We start from the raw sequence: 21270 nt of genomic DNA, 5'->3' as shown, positions 1-21270 counted from the left end.
CGTAGGTGGGCATATCGGGGGCACCCTCGGACGTTGATCGACAGCAGGAACTTCACAGGGTTGCTGGCGGGAGGAGACAGAACTCGTGAACGGGTTCGACAGCTATGTGGCGATCGGGGACAGCTTCACCGAGGGACTCAACGACCCGCTTCCCGACGGGACGTACCGGGGGTGGGCGGACCGGCTGGCCGAGATCCTCGGTGCGGGGCGAAGCGAGTTCCAGTACGCCAACCTGGCGTTGCGGGGCAAGATGCTGGCCGAGATCATGCAGGAGCAGCTACCGCTCGCGCTTGACCTCAAGCCCGATCTGGTCACGGTCTGCGCTGGCGGGAACGACATCATCGTGCCAGGAGCCGACGTGGACGACATCGCGGCGAGGTTCGAAGAGACCATCGCCGCGTTGCGGGGGGCTGGAATCGAGGTGCTGATCTTCACCGGCCCTGACACCAAGCGAATGTCGGTGATGAGCATCCTGCGGGGCAAGGTGGGCATCTACAACGCGCATCTGTGGGCCATCGCGGAGCGGCACAAGGCAAAGGTCGTGGACCTGTGGGCGATGGACGTACTGCACGACAACCGGGCGTGGAGCGACGACCGGCTGCACTTCACATCGGAGGGACACCGCAGGATCGCACTGCGTACCGCCGAAGTGCTGGGCGTGCCGACGGCCGAGGACTGGCGCGAGCCGTGGCCGGAAACCGCCGAGCACGCCAACTGGCTCACGCTGCGCCGCTCGGACCTGGAATGGACAAGGGTGCACCTGCTGCCGTGGATTCGAAGGCACCTGCGCGGCGAATCGATGGGCGACGGCCTTGTGGCAAAACGGCCGAGGCTGGAACCGCTGGTGCGAAAGCAGGTCAGCGGCGCACGGCTCACCGAACCCGCGGAGAGCTGAGCCACGCTCCGAGCCCGTCCGGGCCGCCCTCGTGGCCCGGACGGCGTGCGGAGCACGCACTGTCGCGCCCACTTCGTTTCGCGCGCGAGGCCGCCCGCGCTTAAAGTCACTTTTATGTCCGGTGACCGCGGCTGGCTTGTGCTGGTCCCGATCGCCCTGCTGGTGACGGGCGCGCTCGCGCTGGCGGTGACCTGGGTGAGCGTGGACCACATCGAGTCCGATCTGGCGGGCCGCTCCGCGGCCGCCCTGCACTCGGCTGATGTGCGTGGAGCCGAAGTTACTTTCGATGGTCGCGACGCCACCGTGCGTGAGGCCCCGGCGGATCAGGTGGGTAAGGCCCACGAGGCGGTGGCGGGAGTAGTCGGCGTGCGCACGGTTGAGGTGTTCGCGGCCGACCGCGACACCCGGCGCGACGACGCGCGCGACCGGCTGCAACAGCGCCTCGACGAGGTTCTGGCCCGCGCACCGATCACGTTCGACCCCAACAGCGACGTCCTGACGCCGCAGGCGGAGCGCTCAGTGGCAGCCGCCGCCGCGTTCATCGACGCGGCACGCGGCGACCTGCGCGTCGAGGTCGCGGGGCACGCCGCCAAGGTCCCGGGTGCCGACCCGGCGAGCGCGAAGGAGCTGTCGAACAGGCGAGCGCGGGCGGTGGCCGACTACCTGGTCGGCGAGGGTATCGCCAAGGAACGCGTGTGGCCGATCGGATACGGCGACACCAGACCCGCCGGTGGAGACCCGAACCTGGACCGCAGGGTGGAGATCACGGTGCGCTGAACCGGGGCAGCTCGCGAAGAAGGCGTGACGAAGGAGGGCACATGCTGTGGTTGTTCGGGCAGATCTGGCTGTGGCTGCTGCTCGCCTTCGCGCTCGGCGCGGGGGTGACGGCGTTCATCTTCGTCATCCTCAAGCGGCGCGCCGAGCAGGCTGAACACACCGCCCCGCCGTCCACCTCCGCCCTTCGGCAGCCCTCGGAACAAGACGACAACGAGCAGACCCAGCGCATCGCCCGAGTGCGGGTGCCGGTTCGGCAGTTCGAGGAAGACGACGAAGACGACGCGGGCCCGCCCGACCTCGGCTACCGCGAGGGTGTGCTGCCCAATCACCGCGAATGGCACGAGCGCAACGAATGGCCCGACGAGTACGACGTTCCCGAGGAGGAGTGGCAGCCACACCAACGTGGCTGAACGCGGGCTGATAGGTTCACAGTTCCCCCCGGTCACGGCAGCAGGTAAGGACAGTCAATGCCGCTTCCGCACTGGACGCCGGAGCACGTTCTCCCGCCCGGGCGGCATCCGGCCGATCTCTCCGATCTTTACGAACGCTTCGTGTGGGACGCGCCGCACCGCAACGAGCGGGAGATCATCTTCAGCGCGCTCAGCGGCTACCTCGGTGTGGTGTGCAGGTTGATCCCTTCAGGCAGGGCCTGGGTCGGCGGCGAACTCACCAACCGCACCGCACATGCCCCGCGAGACGTCGATGTCGTGTTGATCCCCGACGAATGGGGCGCGTTGAAACGCCTCGACGGCGCCGCCAGGGCGACCTTGTACGGCATGTTGACGCTGCGCGGTGTGATCGCCGAACAGCCGGTGATGTACCTGGAGCAGGTACAGCCCGTCAGTGGCCTGCTCGACGGTTTCCTGTGCCACCCGGGCGACGAGGACGAGTGGGCGGCGATCTGGGCAAGGGGCCCGGTGGCGGGGACGGCGAAGGGCTTCGCGGAGGTGACCTGGTGAACCTGCGGAAGGTGGCCGAGAACATCCCGGGTGGCACCTGGCTCGACGACCTCGCGCGCGCCTCGGCTCTGGCCGCCCACGCCAAGTTCGAGCGCACCTGCCGCTCGCCGCTGCTGCGGGTATCGCTGCTCGGGTCGACGAGGCTGGACGCCTACACCTTCTCCGACATCAGCAAGTCCCTGCAGGACGCCACGGCCAAGATCGGGCATATCGTGCGAAACCCGCAGGGCGAGATCACTTACGTGCAACCGGCCGACCGCGAGAAGGCACCGCTCATCCAGCGCGGGCTGGCGGGCAACGCGATGTTCTTCGGTTTCCCCGAGACCAGCGCGCCGGACGCGCTCATCAACGACGGGATCGAGACTCTCTCGGAGCGCGCGGTGAAGGAACTGTGCGACTTCCTGCCCGTCAACGGCTCCGACGACGGGGCACTCGACGCGGTGCTGTTGCAGCGTGACACCGTGCGAAACGCGGTGAGCGACATCGTGAACGCCGTGATGAAGACGTCCAGCATCGGGCTGTCTCTCACGCCCACCTACGGCGACGAGATCACCAGGAGCATGACCACCGAGCAGGCGAAGGTATTGCAGAACAGCCTGCGGGAGTCTCGCGAGGACGTCGGCTACGAGACGGTGACGGGACGGCTCGACGGCGTTCGCACCAGGCGGCGGATCTTCTACCTTGAGCGCGACACCGGCAGCACAATCCAGGGAGCCGTCGCCCCGGATCTGCTCGACGAGATCAAACTCAACCTGGACCGGCCAGTCACGGCGCGGTTGCGGGTGGTCCGCACGACGACTATCGACGGCAGGCGCGGAAGGCCGGTGTACGAACTACTCGAGATCCACTCCGAGTCCAGCCTCTTCGACTGACGAGCGCGGGCCGAGCGCGCGAATACGGCCCCGTGCCACCAGTCCCGATCTGGCGGCGCGGGGCCGTACTCGCGAAAACCACGTCGCTACCGCGCCTGGCCCGAGCCTCACCCCGAGCAAGGAGTTACCCGCACCAGCACCGGCAACGACTACCCACCCGAACTTGTTCGAGCAAGTGGCGACACGGTAACAGATCGCGTCAGGGCGGTTACAACCGCCCCTTGCGATCTGATACCAGTCGCTCACTCACCACGTCAGCGGGTCAGCGGGGTGAAGTCCCTGCTGCCGATGAACGTCGGCCTCGGCTTATCGGCCGCGAACGGCTCGACCAGCGTGTTCTCCACGCTGTTGAACACCAGGAAGATGTTCGAGCGCGGGTACGGGGTGATGTTGTTGCCCGACCCGTGCATGATGTTGGAGTCGAAGAACAGCGCCGAGCCCGCGGGCCCTGTGAACTGGTCGATGCCGTGCTCGGCCGCCAGCTTGGTGATGTCGTTCTCACTCGGAACGCCGATCTCCTGCTCCTTCAACGACGCCTTGTAGTGATCGTCCGGCGTCTCGCCGACGCACTGTACGAACGTGCGCTGCGAGCCCGGCATCACCATCAGGCCGCCGTTGAACGGATAGTTGTCTGTCAGCGCGATGGAGCAGCTCACGGCGCGCGGCCTCGGCATGCCGTCCTCGGCGTGCCAGGTCTCGAAGTCGGAGTGCCAGTAGAAACCGCTGCCCTTGAAGCCGGGCATGTAGTTCACCCGGCTCTGGTGGATGTAGACCTCGGAACCGAGGATCTGGCGGGCGCGGTCGAGCACCCTCGGGTCACGCGCCAACTCGCTGATCAACTCACTGATGAGGTGCACCTCGAAGATCGAACGGACCTCGCCCGACTCCTTCTCGGTGATTACGCGCTCGTCGGCCTTGAGCTTCTCATCCGACGAGAGCCGCACGAGTTCCTGCCAGTACCCCTGCACTTCGGCAGGGGAAAGCAGTCCCTCGATGATCGTGTACCCCTTCGCGTCGTGCGCCGCGAGACCGGCCGCGTCGAACGGGCCGTCGTGCTCACTGCCCCACACGGTCGGATCCGTCCTGTCGAGCAGTTTCGCGTCTCCGGCGACACGGGTCGGGTAAGCGTCCTTGATCCGGCTCTCTGTGAGAGTCAAGTTACTCGCCTCCTACGAGTGCCACTGTGTTTTTTTGCGTTGTCGTGAGCGTCGCGCCGGGCCGCTACGCCACGGGCGACCTCACGAGGCCATGTCGTCCTCCACCACAAGCGGGTAAACGCCGTTCTCGTCGTGCACCTCGCGCCCGGTGATCGGAGGGTTGAACACGCAGACCGCTCGCATGTCGGTCTTCGGCCGTACCTGGTGCTTGTCGTGCTTGTCCAGCAGGTAAAGCGAACCAGGCCGCAACTGGTAGGTCTCGCCGGTGGCCTTGTCGGTCACCTCGCCCTCACCCTCGACGATGAAGACCGCCTCGATGTGGTTGGCGTACCAGAAGTCGTTCACCGTGCCCGCGTACAGCGTGGTCTCGTGTACCGAGAATCCCGCCTTGTCCTTGGCGAGAACGATGCGCTTGCTACGCCAGTTCGGCTCCTTGATGTCGGCCTCGGTATCGGTGATCTCGTCGAGGTTGCGGACGATCAAAGATGTCTCCCTTCGTGCGCTTGGTTGAACGGCTCAGTGCGAAAGCACTGAGTCGACGGATTCGGAGATGATCTCCAGGCCCTGCTCGATCTCGGCATCGGTCGTGGTGAGCGCGGGAAGCAGCTTCACGACCTCACCGTCGGGCCCCGAGGTCTCCATGAGCAGGCCACGGTCGAACGCTGCCGCGCAGACCTTGCCCGCGACCTCACCGCTTTCGAACTCCAGCCCGCGAGCGAGCCCCCTGCCCTTGGCCACCAGGTTCGCCTGCGGGTAGCGATCGACGAGCTCGCTGAACACGGCGCCGACGCGCTCACCCTTCGCCTTGGTCGATTTCTCCAGCTCGTCGTCGCGCCAGTAGGTCTTGAGGGCCTCGGTGGCGGTGACGAACGCCGGGTTGATGCCGCGGAAGGTGCCGTTGTGCTCGCCGGGCGCCCACACATCGAGGTCCGGCCTGATCAGCGTGATGGCCAGCGGGAGGCCGTACCCACCGATGGACTTCGACAGGCAGACCATGTCGGGCTCGATTCCGGCTTCCTCGAAGCTGAAGAACGGGCCGGTACGGCCACAACCCATCTGCACGTCGTCGAGTATTAGCAGGATGCCGTGCCGCTTGCACAGGTCGGAAAGCCCGCGCAGCCATTCGAGTCGGGCCGCGTTGATGCCGCCCTCGCCCTGCACCGTCTCCACGATCACGGCGGCAGGCTCGTTCAGCCCGCTGCCGGAGTCCTCGAGCAGCCGCTCGAAGTACAGGAAGTCGGGGTAGGCACCGTCGAAGTACTTGTCGTAGGGCATCGGGGTGGCGTGCACGAGCGGCACACCGGCACCACCGCGCTTCATGGAGTTACCGGTGACCGAAAGGGCACCCAGCGTCATTCCGTGGAAGGCGTTGGTGAAGTTGATGACCGATTCCTTGCCGGTCACTTTTCGAGCCAGTTTCAGCGCGGCCTCGACGGCATTCGCGCCACCCGGCCCGGGAAAGATCACCTTGTAGTCCAGCGAGCGCGGCTTGAGGATCACCTCGTCGAGGGCCTCGAGAAAGTCGCGTTTGGCTACGGTGAACATGTCGAGCGCATGCGTCACACCGTCGCGCGAAATGTAGTCGAGCAGCGCTTTCTTCAACACCGGATTGTTATGTCCGTAGTTGAGAGCTCCAGCACCGGCGAAGAAGTCGAGATAGGCTTTGCCGTCCTCCGAGTACAGCCAACTGCCCTGCGCCCGATCGAACACGGTAGGCCAGCCACGGCTGTAGCTGCGCACTTCGGATTCGAGCGTTTCGAAGATGCTCACCTTGCTTCGTCTCCTGCTTTGTCGGGCGAATTTTCGGCTACTTTCATTATCGCCCCGATGGTCGCTGGGCGGGCACGAGCGGACCGATACGGAACAGGTCCTCGGGCTCGTGCGGGTCCGGAAAATCGGCCGCGGCGAACAGCGCCGACCGCTCAAGCGTGGCATTCCAACGCTTGGCGAAGGACTCGAACAACCGAATCGACGCCTCGTTGTCGGGCGTGATGGTGGTGTCCAGGTACCGTACGCCCTCGTCAACGAGCCGATCGAACAGCGCGTCGAGCAGCTTGCCTGCCAGACCTCGGCCGCGCTGTGACTCGTCGACGGCCACCTGCCACACCAGAGCGGCATCGGGCACGGCGGGCCTGCGGTACCCGATGACGAACCCCACAGTTTCCGCGCCGACCCGGGCTACGACGGATGTATCAGCGAAATCGTGGCACCACAACAAGTAGGCATATGACGAGTTGAGATCCAGCTTTTGTGAATCACGCGCAATTCGCCAGAGGGCCGCGCCATCCGCCATGGTCGGCGATTCGATCACAACGTGGCCCGCCGCTTGATTGTCGCCGTTGGCACGCTTTGAGTGCTTTCCGGACATATTCAAGCAACGTAACAGAGTGAGTTACGCCTTTCAGCCCGGCCGACGTCGCCGCAGCCGACCTACCTGCAACAACGCAGAAACACGTGTGACAATGCCGACAAAAGTATACCGATCATGGCGTCGAATATGCTACAAGCGCAGCACGGCGAACCGCTGCCTTCCCAGCGGTTCCCGACTTTGCACGGTAGTGGCGAAGCGCACGTGACGCGAGAGTCCGTGCGGACTAATGCACCGATCGATGTCGCGACCGGGGTGCTACTTCGCGGCCTTGGCCGCCTTCTTGAACTCCCTGACCTTCGCGAGCGTCTCCGCATCGGTGACGTCGGCGATCGAGCGGTGGGAGTCCGCTTCGCCGTACGCGCCCGCCGCCTCGCGCCAGCCCGCAGGGCGCACGCCCAGTTGCTTGCCGAGTAGCGCAAGGAAGATGCGCGCCTTCTGGTCGCCGAATCCGGGCAGCGACTTCAACCGCTTCAACACCTCGGCGCCGTCCGGGTCGCCTTCCCGCCAGATCCGCTCGGCCGCGCCGTCGTAGTTGTCCACGACGTAGCGGGCCAGCGTGTGCACGCGGCGAGCCATCGATGCGCCGTATCGGTGAATCGCGGGCTTGCGCACGCACAGCTCCACGAATTCGTCCTCGTCCGACTCCGCGATCTTGGTGACACTGAAGCCCGCCATCCGGTCGGCGATCTTTCTCGGGCCCGCGAACGCCAAGTCCATAGCTATCTGCTGATCCAAAAGCATCCCCGTGAGCAGCGCGAACGGGTCCTGCGACAGCAGCTTGTCGGTCTCGGCGTCCCCGGTAAGTCGAAGCTTGGCTGGCATGGCGTCATCGTCCCACGTCCGCGAGTCCCCCGCTCCCGCCCGCGAGTCCCCCGCTCCCGCCCGCGAGTCCTGCGTTCTCGCCCACGAGTTCCGCACGGGCGAACCGCTGCCGGTACTGCGCCGGGCTGAGGCCGGTGTGCCTGCGCAGCTGGACACGCAGGTTCGACGCGGAACCCAGCCCACTCGCGCGTGCGACCACATCCAGCCGCCGCTCACCGCGCTCGATGAGGGTGCACGCCAGCGCAACCCGCTCCCCGGTGAGCCACCGCAGTGGTGTGGTCCCGAGCTCCGCACGGAACCTCCGGTGCAGCGTCGCCGGGCTCACCGCCGCGCACCGTGCCAGGTCGTTCACGGTCAGCGAGCGGTCCAGCCGCTTCCGAGCCCACGAGAGCAACACAGTCAAGGACCCGTCCGACACGGCGGGCACGGGGCGTTCCACGAACTGCCGCTGCCCGCCGTCGCGGTGGACGGCGAACACCAGTCGCCTGCTCACCGCGTTGGCTACCTCCGCACCGTGGTCACGGCGAATGAGGTGCAGGCCAAGGTCGAGCGCCGCCGCGCTACCCGCCGCGGTGAGCACGTCGCCATCGTCGACGTACAGCACGTCGGGCTCTAGCCGCACCAGCGGGAACCTGGCGGTGAACAGGTCGGCCCAACGCCAGTGAGTGGTGGCTCTCCGGCCGTCCAGCACGCCCGCGGCGGCCAACGTGAACGTCCCGGTGCAGAAGCTCAGCAGTCGTGCTCCCCGCCGTGCGGCGTGGCGCACGGCCTCGATCACCTCGCCCGATGGGCCCACCTCGGGGTCCGGTCGGTTGGGTACCAGCACCGTGTCGGCGCGCTCGACCGCGTCCAACCCCGCCACCGAGGAGAGCGTGAACATCCCGTCGTGCATCCGCACGTCGGGTTGAGCCGAGCACACCTCGAACTCGTACCACGCACACCCCAGTTCCGGTCTGCGCAACCCGAACAACTCGGTCGCCACGCCAATCTCGAACGGGTTGGAGCCGTCGTCGACGATCGCGACGACCCGGTGCGAGAATCCTGCCGACATGTGCGATTTCTAGCACTCGCGCCCGCGACTTCGCCGCAAGAGTATGGACGGCATGACGAAACCCATTGATCTGGAACAGGCGCTGGGTGGCTTCGACGAACTGTGGAGTCCGCGCATCGTCACCAGGGTGAACGACTACGACGTCCGGATCGCGAAGGTCGAGGGCGAGCACGTGTGGCACGTACACGACCACACCGACGAGTTCTTCCTCGTCCTTTCCGGGGAACTCGTCATCTCGCTCGGTGACGCCGATGGAGAGCAGACCGTCACACTGCCCAAGGGCTCGGTGTACGTCGTGCCACAAGGCACGCGGCACAAGCCCTCCTCGCCCACGGGAGCTTCGATCCTGCTGTTCGAGCCGTCCGGTACCTCGACCGTCGGCGACCGGCACGACCCGGTACCCGCACACGTCGACGTCACCACCGGGCATTCGCTGGGCTGAGGCGCCCGGATCAGGTCAGCGCCGCAGCACGATGCCCTTGACGAACGCGGCCTGGCCCACGTGTTGCAGCCCGTCGGAGATGACGCTGACCAGTCGTACGCCCAGCGTCACCGGCGGGTCCCACGCGGCGTCCACCACCACGTCCAGGTCGGCGTCGGTGATACCGCTGACGTATTCGACCGTCTGCTTGTGCACGGCGTCGTGGTAGTCGGTGAGCAGCTCCGCCGACTCCAGTCGCACCGCCGCCACCTGGTCGCTGGTATGCCCGTAGCCGATGTCGAGCGGCGAAAGCGGGAGTCCGAACTCGTCGGCCCAACCCTGCGACAGCCAGACCTGCTCGATGTCCGCCACACCGGCGACATGGTCGTCCTGCACCCGGGTGAGGTGCCACAGCAACCACGCGATCGAGTTGGCTTCGGCGTCGAGCCGGTAGTTCAACGCCTTGGCGCCGAGACCACGCGCGGTGTCGTGCACCTCCTCGCGGAGGCGGCCGAACGCGTCGGTGAGCAGCTCAACGCTTCCCATGGCCCCATCCTGGCATCATGCCGCCGCCATGGCCTCGTGAACCGCTCCGGGAAGCTTGGTCTCCAGGAAGCGGGCCATGTCTTCCTCCTGACGCAGGATCTCGGTCAGCTTCCTGGTGATCTCGTCCTCGCCCAGTTCCCTAGTGGCGTCGATGAGCGCGCGGTAGGAGGCGATCTCGAAGTGCTCAGCCGCGTAGTCGGCGAGCGCGTTCTTCACCATGGTGTCGCCCATCGGTTTGTTGGCCACACCCTGGATGGCCCCGAACATGTTCGCGAAGGCCGCCTTGGTGCCGGAAACCGTCCCACCGAGATCCTCGATGCACTCCTTGACGGTTCGCGCCTGTGACCGGGTCTCCTCGATGTGCTGCTCGATGCGGTCCCGTACTTCCGGGTCGGCCTTGGCGTCCTTGGCGTGGGCCAGCAGTGTCTCCTCCAGTGCCTGCTCCATGGCGTACGCGTCGTTGAGCCAGGTAATCACCTTGTCACGGCTGGTCATCCTCGCACCTCCTGCACGCTTTGCTCTCCCGGCGCGGGCTACCCGGCTACGGCGGGGACAAACCCGCCCCCCGGCCCAATCAGTCCGAAGTAGACAACGGGGCGACGGCAGGTCGGGGAAACAGCGTGAGGAAGCGCCGCAAGGCTTCCTCGTCACCACTGACTCGGGCGGTTCCTCGGGCGATCGCGTCGGCCAACTCCGCACCGCCGAACACGAGTGAGCGCAGTGTCGTCACGGTGGTCTCGAGCACCGCGTCCCGCCCCTCGGCCGCGCCACGCGCGATACCGAACCCGCCCCCGCCGACCTCGGCGTGGAGCACCACCTCCCCGAGATGCAGCTCGAAGCGATCCCGCAAATCGGAGGCAACCCGTGCGTCGAAAGTGGTCTTCAGCGCGAGGACGAGCGCGTCGACGCTGAGTTCGGCCGTCGAGGTCAGCGGGGTCCTGCTGCCCCATCGCGCCAGCGCCAGCAGTGCGGGCTCCAGTGCCGCTCCGTGCTGGGTGAGTTCGTAGACCCACGAGGCCGCCGGTGCCGCGAGCTTGCGGCGCCGCACGATGCCCGCCTCCACCAACTCGCGCAGGCGCTGGGAAAGCACGTTCTGGCTCGCGGTCGGCAGCCCTTCGCGAAGGTCGGTGAACCGCTTCGGCCCGTGCAGCAGTTCTCGCACGACCAGTAGCGCCCAGCGCTCACCGATGAGGTCGAGAGCGCGGGCGAGCCCGCACGGGTCGTCGTAGCGGCGCCTACTCACCACGCCTGGCAAGCGTAATCGAAGTCCCTCTTCTAGTTTGCAACCTTTTGGTACTATTTTAGGACCATGCATCCGAAGGTACCGGCGTTCGTGCTACTGCCTGGCGCGGGCTCCGATTCCTGGTACTGGCACCTGGTGGTCCCACGGCTGCGCGCGCACGGCCACGACGTCGTCGCGGTGGACCTGCCGTGCGACGACGACTCCGCAGGGCTGGCCGAGTACGCCGACACGGTCGTCGAGACCGTGACCAACGCCGTCGGCGATCGCAGCGAGCTGGTGGTCGTCGCACAGTCGATGGGAGCGTTCACCGCGCCACTTGTGTGCGACCGGCTACCGGTCGAGCTGCTGGTGCTGGTAGCCGGTATGACGCCCGCACCTGGCGAGTCTCCCGGCGAGTGGTGGGACAACACCGGGCAGCCCGCGGCGCAGTGGGAGCAAGCGCTGCGCGAGGGGCGAGACCCCGAAGCCGGGCCGGACCTGCTGGAGCTGTTCTTCCACGACGTGCCGCAAGAGGTGGTGGCCCGAGCCCTCGAACGCGGCGAAAAGCCACAGTCCCACACGCCGTTCGAGCGGCCCTGGCCGCTACAGCGGTGGCCCGACGTACCCACCAGGTTCCTGCTGTGCAGCCGTGACCGGCTGTTCCCCGCCGAGTTCCAGCGCAGGGTGGTTCGGCAGCGTCTGGGGATCGTGCCCCACGAGCTGGAAGCGGGTCACCTACCCGCGCTGAGCCGTCCTGACGAACTCACCCGGCGGCTGCTTGCCTACCACGCCGAGCTGCCCAACCGCTGACGTGATGATCACGGCCCGCACAGCGCGTCGACCGCGGGCGGCGCCAGCAGCTCGTCGGCGACCAGGCAGGCCAGTCCGGCGAACGCCCCGTTCTCGCCAAGCTGTGACGCGCCGATGTCGAGGCCGTTCAGCACGCCCGCGCTCGCCCTGGCCTCCACCGTCGCGCGCACACCGGCGAGAAACGGTTCCAGCACGCCAATCGCTCCGCCGAACCGCACGTAACGCGGGTTGAGGATGGTGACCACCGTGGTGAGGACCGCGCCAACCAGCCTGCCCGCTTCGGTCACCGCACGCACGGCCTGCCGCTGCCCCTCGGCGACCCTGCTCACCACGTCGTCGACCGAACGCACGCCGACCGGCCGCAGTAACCTGCTCAGCGCGTGCCCGCTCGCCTCGGCGGCGACGCAACCGCGGCGGCCGCAGGAGCACCGCCGATCGCGGCCCTCGACTCGCATGTGACCGATCTCGCCGGCGGCGCCGGTCTCGCCGCGGTGTGCTCGGCCCGCGATCACCAGGCCCGCGCCGATCCCGGTGCCCACCTTGATCCCGACCAGCGTCGCGTCCGGACGGCCCATCGCGTAGTAGTCGCCGAGCGCGGCCGCGTTGGCGTCGTTCTCCAGCAGTACCGCACGCCGAACTCGTCGGCGAACCTGTCCCGCAGTGGGGCTTCGCTCCAACCCGGCATCGTCGGCGGCGTGACGGCACGGCCGCGCTCGTAGTCAATGCGGCCTGGAACAGCCAGCGCCACGGCGCAAAGGGTGTCCGCGCGGCGCGCCTCGTGCAGCAGCCTGCGGCTCGCCTCGAGGAGCATCGGAATGACCTTGCCCGGTTCGTGTCCTGCCCGCAGCCGCCGGTCTTCGCGGGCGAATACGGTGCCACGCAGATCCACCACGGCCAGCGTCGCGTGGCCTTGTCCAAGGTCGGCGACGAGCGCGGTACGGCCGGTGTCGTTGACGGCGAGCAACTCCGCCCTGCGACCGCCGCTGGACTGCCGGTGCCCGACCTGTCGCAGCAGGCCGAGCCTGCGAAGAGCGTCGATCCGCTCGACCATCGTCACCCTGGAAAGCCCGACCCGCTCCCGCAACTGCTCGCGGGTCAGCGGGCCCTCGGCGCGCAACACCGCGAGCACCTGACCCGGTGACGTCGCAGCGGTCTCGACCATGCCGTGAATCCCTTGCCCAACTTCCGTTAACTGTTCTGACAAAAGTATGTAACATGGGCACCACCCGCGCCGCGGGTACAGCCGCTGGAGGTCCGGTGATCACCACCGCGGAAGCCCGACCCAAGACGTTGCCAACCTCGGCGCTCGCCGAGCGCGCCGCGGTGGTACTGCGGGACAACGACACCGGCTCACTCGTCACCGCGTCGCCGAAGCTCTACCCACACATGTGGAGCTGGGATGCCGCGTTCATCGCGATCGGGCTGGCTCAGCTCGACATCGGGCGGGCGGTGGCCGAACTGGACACACTGCTGGCCGCGCAGTGGAGCGACGGGATGATCCCGCACATCGTCTTCACCTCCGCGACGGGCTACTTTCCCGGGCCGGACCGTTGGGGAACGGACGCGGCGCCACAACGGCCGCGTCACGTCCGGACATCGGGCATCTGCCAGCCTCCCGTCCACGCGATCGCGATACGTCGCATCGTCGACGTGGCAAGGCGAACCTCGCGAGTGGATGCCGCACTGGCGGAAGGCTTCGCCGCCAGGGTGTGGCAGCGGCTCTACCGCTGGCATCGCTGGATCATCCGGTACCGGATTGTCGACGCCAGCGGGCTCGTCGCCATCGTTCACGGCTGGGAATCCGGAATGGACAACTCGCCACGCTGGGACGAGCCCTACTCGAGGGTGGTTCCCGGCACGAATCTGCCGCCGTATGCGCGGCTCGATGTGCTGCGGGTAGACGATCCGGCAGAGCGGCCCAGCGACGATGACTACGACCGCTACCTGTGGCTTATCGAGCAACTGCGCGGCGTCAACTACGAGCCCGAGGCTGTCGTGAACACCTCCGACTTCCTGGTCGCCGACACCTTCGCCACGGCGCTGTTCGCACTCGCCAGCGATGTGCTCGCCGAACTCGGCGAGGAACTCGCGTGCGACCGCGACCAGGTCGCCGAGCTGAGGCAATGGGCGGCGCGAGCCCGCCGTGCGGTAGCGCTCAGTTGCCGACCGGACACCGGTATGGCCGCGGATCGCGACATCCGGTACGGCAACTGGATCGCCACGCCGACGTTGGCAGGCTTCTCGCCGCTACTGTGCGGCGGCGCGGGCGACCGGGCCGAGGCCGCCCTACTGTCCACTCTAGACGGTCCGGACTGGTCGGGACACCCGGACCTGTTCGCCGCCGTCGTCCCGTCGGTTTCACCGTGTGCGAGGCGGTTCGACCAACGCCGATACTGGCGCGGGCCGCAGTGGCCGGTGCTGGCGTGGCTGTTCAGCTGGGCGTTCGCACGCAGAGGCTGGACCGCGCAGGCTGCCAGGCTGCGTGAGCAGGGCCTTCGGCTGACTGCGGACGGCAGCTTCGGCGAATACTACGAACCCTTCACGGGCAGCCCGCTCGGCAGCACGAACCAGTCGTGGACGGCCGCCGTGGTGCTCGACTGGCTGGCCTCGGAGTGGCCTTCCGCACTGTAGTTTCCGCGCGCCGAGCACGGGTAGTCGCGATGAAGGAAGTTTTCGCGGCAGCGCGGTTGGAGCGGCATGGCCAGCACGAAGGATTGGTTCGAGACCGTCGCCGAGGCCCAGCGCAGGGCTCGCAAGCGCCTACCGAGGTCGGTCTACTACGCGCTACTGGCGGGCTCCGAACGCGGGGTATCACTTGACGACAACGTGGCGGCGTTCAGCGAACTGGGGCTGCGACCGCACATCGCGGATCTTCCCGCTTCCAGAGAACTGGCCACCACGGTGCTCGGCCAGAACATCTCGCTGCCCGTCATGGTCGCCCCCGTCGGCGTGCAGGCGGTGAACCCGGAGGGCGAGGTCGCGGCCGCTCGCGCCACCGCGGCCGCGGCAACGGCCATGGGGCTGAGCTCGTTCGCCAGCAAGTCGGTGGAGGAGGTCGCGGCGGCCAACCCGCAGACCTTGTTCCAGACCTACTGGGTGGGTAGCAGGGACGAGCTGCTGTCCAGGGTGCGGCGTGCGAAGGAAGCAGGCGCCAAGGCGCTCATCCTGACGTTGGACTGGGTGTTCGGCACCCGGCGCGACTGGGGAAGCCCACCCATTCCCGAGAAGCTGAACCTCGGCGCGGCGATGAAGTTCGGTCCCGAGGTGCTACTCCGACCGAGATGGCTGTTGGACTACCTACGTAGCGGCAAGCTGCCCGACCTCACTACCCCCAACCTCGCGCCAGCCGCGGGCGAGCCCGGCCCCACCTTCTTCGAGGCGTACGGCAGGTGGATGCGAACGCCTCCACCGACCTGGGAGGACCTGCGCTGGCTGCGTAAGCAGTGGGACGGGCCGTTCGTGATCAAGGGCATCATCCATCCCGACGACGCCAGGCGAGCCGTCGACATCGGTGCCAGCGCCATCTCGGTGTCCAACCACGGCGGGAACAATCTCGACGGCACGATCGCCTCGGTTCGCGCGCTGCCCCCGGTCGTGGAGGCCGTCGGCGACCAGGTGGAGGTCCTGCTCGACGGGGGCATCCGCAGGGGAAGCGATGTGGTCAAGGCGCTCGCGCTAGGGGCGAAAGCGGTGTTCATCGGCCGCGCCTACCTGTGGGGTGTCGCCGCCAATGGCGAGGCGGGAGTCAAGAACGTGCTGGACATCCTCCGTAGTGGCATCGACGAAACGCTGCTGGGCTTGCGCCGAGGGTCCGTTCACGAGCTTTCGCCGGACGACGTGCTGGTGCCGCCGGACTTCTCCCGCGTCATCAACGACAAGGCGGGGTTTCCACTTCGCGATCCGAACTCGCCCTTACGCGGCCGCTGAGCCGCGCGACCACCGGAAGGGAGACGCACCATGGGATCGCTCGAGGGCAAGGTCGCGTTCATCACCGGCGCAGCACGAGGACAGGGGTACAGCCACGCCGTCAGGCTCGCTGCGGAGGGCGCGGACATCATCGCGGTGGACATCTGCGCCCAGATCGACACCGTGCCGTACCCGATGGCGACCCCGGAAGACCTCGCGGGAACGGTGCGTGCGGTGGAGGGCCTAGGCAGGAGGATCGTCGCGAGGGAAGGCGACGTGCGGGAGCCGAAGGCGATGGAGGACGTCGTCAACCAGGGCGTCTCCGAACTCGGCAGGCTGGACATCGTGCTGGCCAATGCCGGTATCGCGCCACTCACATCTCGCGAGAGCGACCCCGTCGCCGCGTTCAACGACGTGATCGCGACAAACCTCGCCGGTGTGCGGCACACCGTGCACGCCGCCGTGCCGACACTACTCGAACAGGATGAGGGCGGCTGCATCGTGCTGACCAGCTCCACCCAGGGCCTTTCCGGTAGGGGTGGCAACGGAACCGGCGCGATGGACGGCTACGTGGCCGCCAAGCACGGCCTGGTCGGGCTGATGCGGTCGTGGGCGAACTGGCTCGGCCCTCGCGGCATCCGCGTGAACACCGTGCATCCCACGGGCGTCAACACCCCGATGGTCAACAACGACGCGATTCAGGAGTTCCTGGAGCACTACCCCGATGCCGGCGCGGCGATGTCGAATCTGCTTCCGGTTGAGGTGGTGGAGGCCAGTGACATCTCCAACGCGATCGCGTGGCTGGTTTCCGACCAAGCCCGCTACGTCACCGGCGTGATGTTGCCGGTCGACGCGGGGTTCTCGGTCAGGTAGCGCCAGCCGTCACCGGGATCGCAGGCGGCCCAGAACTGCGCTCCCAGCGAAGATATCCGCACGCTGCGCCGGACGAACCTGGGCCGGGAAAGCCCGCGTTGCGCTTCCCGCACGGTTTCATCGGTCAGCAGGATCTCGTATTCGGTGCTCAGCGCGGCGTCCTCCGGGCCGAGCAACGCGAGGCCGAGAGCGACGATCCTGGTGACGTAGGCGGGTACGTGGTCCGGCAGCGACACTCCCGCGGCCTTGCCGAGCGTGGAGGCGTTGTACAGCACCGCCCTCGCCGCACCGAAGCCGGTACGCTCGACGACGTCGATCACCGGGAACGCGGAGCCGGTGACCAGCAGCGAAACCATGCGTGCCTCGTCGGGAGCCAACTGCCGGAGGATGAGTGCGTAGAGCTGCTCCCTTGCCGTTTCGGCGTCCGAGGCGGTGGATCTGCGCAGCAGTTCCGCCATACCTGCGCGAAGCGGGTGGGAGGCCCCGGTGCCCACTGTGATGGTCGCGTCGGTGAGGAGCGCCTTGGGCGTCGAGATCGCGACGGTGGCCGGATAGGCGGCCGTGGGGTCCAGCCGCCTGCGTAGCTGGTCGATCGCTTTGCGTTCGAAGGACCGCATGCCTGCCTGCGCGGCGTGCGCACCGGGAAGGCGCCTGCCCAGCGCGGACCCCGCGCGCATCGCCAAGCCCGCGGCCTTGCCCGCGCGGCGCACCAGAACCTCGGAGTTCACTCCTGCGATGCTACTGGCGAGGCCTCACCTGTTGGTTCCGTCCTTGTCCTGTTCAAGGAACCCCCAGTTCTCCAGCGCGTTGCGGATGAAGTCCGCGCCGATCCGGTTGGCCTCGTCGGTATTGCCCTCGGCGCGCGCCGGACTGTCATCGGGCTGCTCGACGACACGATCGCGCTCGGCATGCGGGTGTTTCCAGTACTCACCGCAGCCGTTCGGACACGGCATTTCCATGGTCCGCAGAATCCCGGACGGTTGCGGCTGCTGCCAGGCGAGCGTGCCGGAGCCCTCACACAGCCCACAGTCGCCGCTACTTGGGGACTTGCCCGAGCCCTCCGCAGTTGCCACAAGGATCCTTCCGGTTGGGTGCGAGCCCGGAGCCGTGGCAGCGCGGGCAGTCGACCATGTCACCGAAGTTCATCGTGCACCTTCCCCGACACTTCCCGAAAGTCAAACCATCCTAAATCGCGGAATCGGGCCAATACTCCATCCGCCATTGCTACTAGGCCGTTCGAAGCAGTGGCAGTGGTTCCACCGTCTGAGCTGGTGCGCTTTTCGCCAGCGAGGTCAGGAGTGACACCGCGCCACCGCCCTGGCTCACCGACCGGACGGGCCCGTCAGCCACGTCTTCGCGGCCGCCAGCCCGTCCACCGTGATCTGGTGGCCGCCGGAGTGCCAGTGCTCGGTGACCTCCGCCGAGCGTTCCCGGAAGGTGGCCACAAGCCGTTCGGCGGACTCCCTCGGCGCCATCGGATCGTGCCTGCCGTTGAGCAGTAGTACCCGCGTGCCGCTGAGGTCGTGTCGAGGCGGGTCGGGCAGCGGCGACATGGCGGCGAACAACACCAGTTCGGTGAGCGTCGTCGGGGAAAGCAACGCCACGGCGGCGGCGATGTTCGCCCCGTTGGAGAACCCGGCGGCGACCAACCTGCGCTCGGCGAGGCCGTACCGCCGCGTGGCGGCGGCGACGAAGTCGGCGAGCTGCTCCGCGCGTGCGACGACGTCATCGGTGTCGAACACACCCTCTGAAAGTCGTCTGAACCAGCGGGCCGCGCCGTGTTCCGACACCGGCCCGGCGGGCGCGAGCATCGAAGCGGACGGTAGAAGTTCCTTGCCGAGCGCGAGGATGTCCTCGGGAGTGCCCCCGGTTCCGTGCAGCAGTAGCAGCACCGGGGAGGCGGGATCGCCCTCTACGTAACGGTGTTCGAGCGACAAGCCGGTCATGCCAGCACCGGGTTGTTCTCCGAGGGCAGGTGCAGCCTCGGCAGCGCGGCTTCGAGCTGTTGCCGGTCGGGTTCGAGCCACGGCGGCAACTTCAGCGCGCGCCCCAGTTCCAGCAGCGGTTCGTCGATCGAGAACCCCGGCTGGTCGGTCGCGATCTCCAGCAGGGTGCCGCCAGGCTCTCGGAAGTAGATCGAGCGGAAGTACTGCCGGTCCATGATCGAGGTGACGCCGACACCGCGGCCGATCAACTCTTCGCGCCACGCTGCCTGCGTTTCCTCGTCGGGAGCACGCCAGGCGACGTGGTGCACGGTGCCCGCCGCGACCAGGCCCCTTGGTGCGTCCGGCGTCACCTGCACGTCCACGGTGGCACCGGGGCCGCCCTCACCCGCGATGAACCGGAAGCGGTTGCCGTCCTCCTCCGCGAAGCTCAGTCCGAGGCCCTCGGTGAGCATGCCCGCCGTGGCGTCCTCTCTGGACACCGACAGCGTCACGGAGTGCAGGCCACGAATCGCGTGCTGCGCCGGAACCAGCCGCGTGTCCCACGGGTTACGTGGATCGCCCTGCGGATGTGCGACCAGCGCCAGTCGCAGCCCGTCGGGATCGCGGAAAGTCAGCGCGTCCTCGCCCTCGCGGTTGCTGACCTGCCCGGTCTCCACCCCCGAGACCTCCAGGTGCTGCTTCCACCAACCGATCGAGTTCTCCGGAACGGAGAAGGACGTGGTGGTGGCCTGTCCCGTGCCGATCCGCCCGCTGGGCGCGTCACGCCACGGGAAGAACGTCAGCAGCGTTCCGGGCTTGCCCGACTCGTCGCCGTAGTAGAGGTGGTAGGTGCCGGGGTCATCGAAGTTGACCGTGGTCTTCACCAGCCGCAGCCCGAGGGTGCGCAGGTAGAAGTCGGCGTTGCGCTGCGGGTCACCGCCGATGGCTGTGACGTGGTGCAGTCCGCTGGTCCTGAACGGCATGGCTCCTCCTCGCCGCCTCCTTGCCGAGCCGTATACCTCCCACACTAACCCGATAAACTCTTGCCAGAAAGATTTCTCCACGCAAGATTGTGGTGGGTACACTCGCGGGCGTGCCGAACGAACCCGACGACGAGGTCGTTGCCTTGTGGGGCTTGGTCACCGAGGGCTACCTCGCCACGCAGGACCGGCTGCTGGGTGAGATCGCGCAACGGTTCGGACTCGCCCCTGCCTCCTTCGACATCCTGCTTCGGCTGGCACGTGCACCGCAGCACCGGATGCCGATGACCCGCCTCGCGAAGGAGGCCGCGCTGTCAAGCGGGGGCTTCACCAAGGTAGCGGATCGCCTCGTCGCGGCGGGTCTCGTCCGGCGGCTGCCGAGCCCGCAGGACCGCCGTGTCACCTATGTGTGCCTGACAACGCACGGAGTGGACATCGCCGCGCAGGCCAGAAAGGCCAGTGCCGACATTCTGCGCAGGACCGTGCTGAGCCCACTTGGACCGCAGACCACCGCCGCGCTGGCGGACGCGATGCGCACACTGCGTGAGGTCAACCGCTCCTGAACCGCGACGGCCGCGATGACGTTCGGCGGTTGGCTAGGCGTCGTAGTCCACCCGCACCCGGTCGCTGACCGGCCGGGACTGGCAGGTGAGCACGAACCCGGCCGCCACCTCCTCGTCCTCCAGCGCGAAGTTGCGCCGCATGTCGACCTCGCCCTCGACCAGCCTTGCCCTGCAGGTGCCGCAAACCCCGCCCTTGCAGGCGAACGGTAGATCGGGACGGGATCGCTGCGCCCCGTCCAGCACGGCCGTTTCCTTGCTGACCGCGACCGTGGTGGTGCGCCCGTCGAGCTTCACCGTCACCTCGCTCGTCGCGCCGCGCTCCGGCACCTCGGCGTGGCGCACCGGCGCGGGCGGCACGTCGTCGACGAAGAACAACTCCTGGTGCACCTTCGACCTGGCGATCCCCAGTTCGCTCAGCACCTCGCGGGCGTCGGTCACCATCCCGAACGGGCCGCACAGCCACCAGTGATCCACCTGCCGAGGATCGGGGACCAGCCTCAGCAACTGGGTGAGCTTTCGCGCGTCGAGCCTTCCGCTGAACAGTTCCACCTCTCTCGGCTCCCTGGAGAGCACGTGGATGAGTTCGAACCGCGCCGGGTAGCGGTCCTTCAGGTCGGCCAGCTCGTCGGCGAACATCACCGTGCTCGCCCGTCGGTTCCCGTAGAACAGAGTCACCGTCGTACCGGGCTCGCCGAGGAGGGCTGCCGCGATCGACAGCACAGGCGTGATCCCCGACCCCGCCGCCACGAACACGTGGTGAGCGCCGGGCAGGCCTGCCGGCGGGGTGAAAGTGCCCGTCGGGGTTCCGACTTCGATGCGGTCACCCGGCCGCACCTGCCGCACCAACCACGTGGAGAACAACCCTCCTGGGATCTCCCGCACTCCGACCCTTGGCGGCGTTCCAGGGGGCGAACAGATCGAGTACGACCGGCGTTCCTCGCGTCCTTCGACAGTGCGCCGCAGTGTCAGCGACTGTCCGGGAGCGAACTCGTAGGCCTGCGCGAGCTCCGGCGGCACCTCGAACGTCACGGCGACCGCGTCGTCACACAGCCGCGCCACGTTCGCGACGGTCAGCTGGTGAAACACCGTGCGAGGCCGGGAAATAGTTGACGCGATCACT

The 21270-nt window shown here is 67.5% G+C and carries 25 protein-coding genes and 1 pseudogene; 11 read left to right on the top strand and 15 right to left on the bottom strand.

The window, feature by feature from the left end:
- Nucleotides 1-85: 85 nt before the first annotated feature.
- The 5 genes from FHU38_RS02895 (at nt 86) to FHU38_RS02875 (ending at nt 3503) form a co-directional block, all read left to right on the top strand.
- The gene (locus FHU38_RS02895; protein ID WP_167166228.1) at nt 86-895 is read left to right on the top strand and encodes an SGNH/GDSL hydrolase family protein; all 810 of its coding nucleotides are present in this window, start codon (nt 86-88) and stop codon (nt 893-895) included.
- Nucleotides 896-1009: 114 nt separating this feature from the next.
- Nucleotides 1010-1672 carry an OmpA family protein gene (locus FHU38_RS02890; RefSeq protein ID WP_167166226.1) on the top strand — a complete coding sequence of 221 codons (663 nt, stop codon included), beginning with the start codon at nt 1010-1012 and terminating at the stop codon, nt 1670-1672.
- Nucleotides 1673-1713: 41 nt separating this feature from the next.
- A complete protein-coding gene (locus FHU38_RS02885) occupies nt 1714-2082 on the top strand; it encodes a hypothetical protein (protein ID WP_167166224.1) in 369 nt (122 codons plus the stop codon).
- Between the two features lie 57 nt (nt 2083-2139).
- Entirely contained in the window at nt 2140-2631 is a 492-nt protein-coding gene (locus tag FHU38_RS02880) for a DUF6932 family protein (RefSeq protein ID WP_167166222.1), read from the top strand.
- Nucleotides 2628-3503 (top strand): hypothetical protein, encoded by an 876-nt coding sequence (locus FHU38_RS02875; RefSeq protein ID WP_390623223.1) that lies wholly within the window; start codon nt 2628-2630, stop codon nt 3501-3503. The genes FHU38_RS02880 and FHU38_RS02875 overlap by 4 nt, the downstream gene beginning before the upstream one ends.
- 254 nt (nt 3504-3757) lie before the next feature.
- Here the strand turns inward: FHU38_RS02875 and thpD are convergent, their stop codons facing one another.
- The 6 genes from thpD to FHU38_RS02845 form a co-directional block, all read right to left on the bottom strand.
- Nucleotides 3758-4660, bottom strand: a complete 903-nt coding sequence (gene thpD / locus FHU38_RS02870; RefSeq protein ID WP_167166220.1) for an ectoine hydroxylase — start codon at nt 4658-4660, stop codon at nt 3758-3760.
- A gap of 81 nt (nt 4661-4741) precedes the next feature.
- Nucleotides 4742-5143 (bottom strand): ectoine synthase, encoded by a 402-nt coding sequence (locus FHU38_RS02865; RefSeq protein ID WP_167166218.1) that lies wholly within the window; start codon nt 5141-5143, stop codon nt 4742-4744.
- A gap of 33 nt (nt 5144-5176) precedes the next feature.
- Complete coding sequence (gene ectB / locus FHU38_RS02860; RefSeq protein WP_167166216.1) at nt 5177-6430, bottom strand: diaminobutyrate--2-oxoglutarate transaminase; 1254 nt, start codon at nt 6428-6430, stop codon at nt 5177-5179.
- A 46-nt stretch (nt 6431-6476) separates the two neighbouring features.
- The gene (gene ectA, locus FHU38_RS02855) at nt 6477-7028 is read right to left on the bottom strand and encodes a diaminobutyrate acetyltransferase (protein WP_167166214.1); all 552 of its coding nucleotides are present in this window, start codon (nt 7026-7028) and stop codon (nt 6477-6479) included.
- A 258-nt stretch (nt 7029-7286) separates the two neighbouring features.
- Nucleotides 7287-7853, bottom strand: a complete 567-nt coding sequence (locus FHU38_RS02850) for an HhH-GPD-type base excision DNA repair protein (protein ID WP_167166212.1) — start codon at nt 7851-7853, stop codon at nt 7287-7289.
- Nucleotides 7854-7857: 4 nt separating this feature from the next.
- A complete protein-coding gene (locus FHU38_RS02845) occupies nt 7858-8904 on the bottom strand; it encodes a helix-turn-helix domain-containing protein (RefSeq protein WP_167166210.1) in 1047 nt (348 codons plus the stop codon).
- A gap of 52 nt (nt 8905-8956) precedes the next feature.
- Between FHU38_RS02845 and FHU38_RS02840 the strand changes: the two genes are divergently transcribed.
- Nucleotides 8957-9346, top strand: a complete 390-nt coding sequence (locus tag FHU38_RS02840; protein ID WP_167166208.1) for a cupin domain-containing protein — start codon at nt 8957-8959, stop codon at nt 9344-9346.
- A 15-nt stretch (nt 9347-9361) separates the two neighbouring features.
- Here the strand turns inward: FHU38_RS02840 and FHU38_RS02835 are convergent, their stop codons facing one another.
- The 3 genes from FHU38_RS02835 to FHU38_RS02825 form a co-directional block, all read right to left on the bottom strand.
- On the bottom strand, nt 9362-9871 hold the full coding sequence (locus FHU38_RS02835; RefSeq protein ID WP_167166206.1) for a mycothiol transferase: 510 nt from the start codon (nt 9869-9871) through the stop codon (nt 9362-9364).
- Between the two features lie 15 nt (nt 9872-9886).
- Nucleotides 9887-10366, bottom strand: coding sequence for a YciE/YciF ferroxidase family protein (locus FHU38_RS02830; protein ID WP_167166205.1), 480 nt, complete (start codon nt 10364-10366; stop codon nt 9887-9889).
- Between the two features lie 79 nt (nt 10367-10445).
- Nucleotides 10446-11117 carry a winged helix-turn-helix transcriptional regulator gene (locus tag FHU38_RS02825; RefSeq protein ID WP_313886647.1) on the bottom strand — a complete coding sequence of 224 codons (672 nt, stop codon included), beginning with the start codon at nt 11115-11117 and terminating at the stop codon, nt 10446-10448.
- Nucleotides 11118-11180: 63 nt separating this feature from the next.
- On the opposite strand from FHU38_RS02825, the gene FHU38_RS02820 reads away from it, so the two are divergent.
- Complete coding sequence (locus FHU38_RS02820; RefSeq protein ID WP_167166203.1) at nt 11181-11903, top strand: alpha/beta fold hydrolase; 723 nt, start codon at nt 11181-11183, stop codon at nt 11901-11903.
- A gap of 8 nt (nt 11904-11911) precedes the next feature.
- Here FHU38_RS02820 and FHU38_RS02815 read toward each other — a convergent pair.
- Nucleotides 11912-12954, bottom strand: a pseudogene (locus tag FHU38_RS02815) (ROK family protein).
- Between the two features lie 164 nt (nt 12955-13118).
- On the opposite strand from FHU38_RS02815, the gene ggh reads away from it, so the two are divergent.
- The 3 genes from ggh (at nt 13119) to FHU38_RS02800 (ending at nt 16682) form a co-directional block, all read left to right on the top strand.
- Nucleotides 13119-14534 carry a glucosylglycerate hydrolase gene (gene ggh / locus FHU38_RS02810; protein ID WP_243852185.1) on the top strand — a complete coding sequence of 472 codons (1416 nt, stop codon included), beginning with the start codon at nt 13119-13121 and terminating at the stop codon, nt 14532-14534.
- Between the two features lie 66 nt (nt 14535-14600).
- Nucleotides 14601-15830: a pre-mycofactocin synthase MftD gene (gene mftD, locus FHU38_RS02805; RefSeq protein WP_167166202.1), complete on the top strand. Its 1230-nt coding sequence runs from the start codon at nt 14601-14603 to the stop codon at nt 15828-15830.
- Nucleotides 15831-15860: 30 nt separating this feature from the next.
- Entirely contained in the window at nt 15861-16682 is an 822-nt protein-coding gene (locus tag FHU38_RS02800; RefSeq protein ID WP_167166200.1) for a mycofactocin-coupled SDR family oxidoreductase, read from the top strand.
- On the opposite strand, the gene FHU38_RS02795 is transcribed toward FHU38_RS02800, so the two are convergent.
- From FHU38_RS02795 to FHU38_RS02780, 4 genes are all read right to left on the bottom strand, one after another.
- A complete protein-coding gene (locus FHU38_RS02795; RefSeq protein ID WP_167175411.1) occupies nt 16631-17359 on the bottom strand; it encodes an Abi-alpha family protein in 729 nt (242 codons plus the stop codon). The genes FHU38_RS02800 and FHU38_RS02795 overlap by 52 nt on opposite strands.
- Nucleotides 17360-17434: 75 nt before the next feature.
- Nucleotides 17435-17755: a hypothetical protein gene (locus tag FHU38_RS02790; RefSeq protein WP_009156399.1), complete on the bottom strand. Its 321-nt coding sequence runs from the start codon at nt 17753-17755 to the stop codon at nt 17435-17437.
- Nucleotides 17756-18004: 249 nt separating this feature from the next.
- Nucleotides 18005-18628: an alpha/beta hydrolase gene (locus tag FHU38_RS02785; protein WP_167166198.1), complete on the bottom strand. Its 624-nt coding sequence runs from the start codon at nt 18626-18628 to the stop codon at nt 18005-18007.
- Entirely contained in the window at nt 18625-19590 is a 966-nt protein-coding gene (locus FHU38_RS02780; protein ID WP_167166196.1) for a ring-cleaving dioxygenase, read from the bottom strand. Before FHU38_RS02780 ends, FHU38_RS02785 begins: the two co-directional genes overlap by 4 nt.
- A 110-nt stretch (nt 19591-19700) precedes the next feature.
- Here FHU38_RS02780 and FHU38_RS02775 point away from each other — a divergent pair, with 110 nt between their 5' ends.
- On the top strand, nt 19701-20150 hold the full coding sequence (locus tag FHU38_RS02775; protein WP_167166194.1) for a MarR family winged helix-turn-helix transcriptional regulator: 450 nt from the start codon (nt 19701-19703) through the stop codon (nt 20148-20150).
- 33 nt (nt 20151-20183) lie between these two features.
- Here the strand turns inward: FHU38_RS02775 and paaE are convergent, their stop codons facing one another.
- On the bottom strand, nt 20184-21269 hold the full coding sequence (gene paaE, locus FHU38_RS02770; protein WP_167166192.1) for a 1,2-phenylacetyl-CoA epoxidase subunit PaaE: 1086 nt from the start codon (nt 21267-21269) through the stop codon (nt 20184-20186).
- Nucleotide 21270 lies beyond the last annotated feature (1 nt).

The sequence above is a fragment of the Saccharomonospora amisosensis genome (genome assembly GCF_011761185.1).
GTDB lineage: Bacteria > Actinomycetota > Actinomycetes > Mycobacteriales > Pseudonocardiaceae > Saccharomonospora_A > Saccharomonospora_A amisosensis.
The sequence above is the reverse complement of the archived record's forward strand: the minus strand, read 5'-3'. Positions and strand labels throughout refer to the sequence as shown.

Bases quoted from the DNA above. Each gene is read 5' to 3' on its own strand.
- FHU38_RS02890 (WP_167166226.1), top strand. From the start codon at position 1,010: ATGTCCGGTGACCGCGGCTGGCTTGTGCTGGTCCCGATCGCCCTGCTG.
- FHU38_RS02885 (WP_167166224.1), top strand. From the start codon at position 1,714: ATGCTGTGGTTGTTCGGGCAGATCTGGCTGTGGCTGCTGCTCGCCTTC.
- FHU38_RS02880 (WP_167166222.1), top strand. From the start codon at position 2,140: ATGCCGCTTCCGCACTGGACGCCGGAGCACGTTCTCCCGCCCGGGCGG.
- ectA (WP_167166214.1), bottom strand. From the start codon at position 7,028: ATGTCCGGAAAGCACTCAAAGCGTGCCAACGGCGACAATCAAGCGGCG.
- FHU38_RS02850 (WP_167166212.1), bottom strand. From the start codon at position 7,853: ATGCCAGCCAAGCTTCGACTTACCGGGGACGCCGAGACCGACAAGCTG.
- FHU38_RS02845 (WP_167166210.1), bottom strand. From the start codon at position 8,904: ATGTCGGCAGGATTCTCGCACCGGGTCGTCGCGATCGTCGACGACGGC.
- FHU38_RS02840 (WP_167166208.1), top strand. From the start codon at position 8,957: ATGACGAAACCCATTGATCTGGAACAGGCGCTGGGTGGCTTCGACGAA.
- FHU38_RS02835 (WP_167166206.1), bottom strand. From the start codon at position 9,871: ATGGGAAGCGTTGAGCTGCTCACCGACGCGTTCGGCCGCCTCCGCGAG.
- FHU38_RS02830 (WP_167166205.1), bottom strand. From the start codon at position 10,366: ATGACCAGCCGTGACAAGGTGATTACCTGGCTCAACGACGCGTACGCC.
- FHU38_RS02820 (WP_167166203.1), top strand. From the start codon at position 11,181: ATGCATCCGAAGGTACCGGCGTTCGTGCTACTGCCTGGCGCGGGCTCC.
- ggh (WP_243852185.1), top strand. From the start codon at position 13,119: ATGGGCACCACCCGCGCCGCGGGTACAGCCGCTGGAGGTCCGGTGATC.
- mftD (WP_167166202.1), top strand. From the start codon at position 14,601: ATGGCCAGCACGAAGGATTGGTTCGAGACCGTCGCCGAGGCCCAGCGC.
- FHU38_RS02800 (WP_167166200.1), top strand. From the start codon at position 15,861: ATGGGATCGCTCGAGGGCAAGGTCGCGTTCATCACCGGCGCAGCACGA.
- FHU38_RS02795 (WP_167175411.1), bottom strand. From the start codon at position 17,359: ATGCGCGCGGGGTCCGCGCTGGGCAGGCGCCTTCCCGGTGCGCACGCC.
- FHU38_RS02785 (WP_167166198.1), bottom strand. From the start codon at position 18,628: ATGACCGGCTTGTCGCTCGAACACCGTTACGTAGAGGGCGATCCCGCC.
- FHU38_RS02780 (WP_167166196.1), bottom strand. From the start codon at position 19,590: ATGCCGTTCAGGACCAGCGGACTGCACCACGTCACAGCCATCGGCGGT.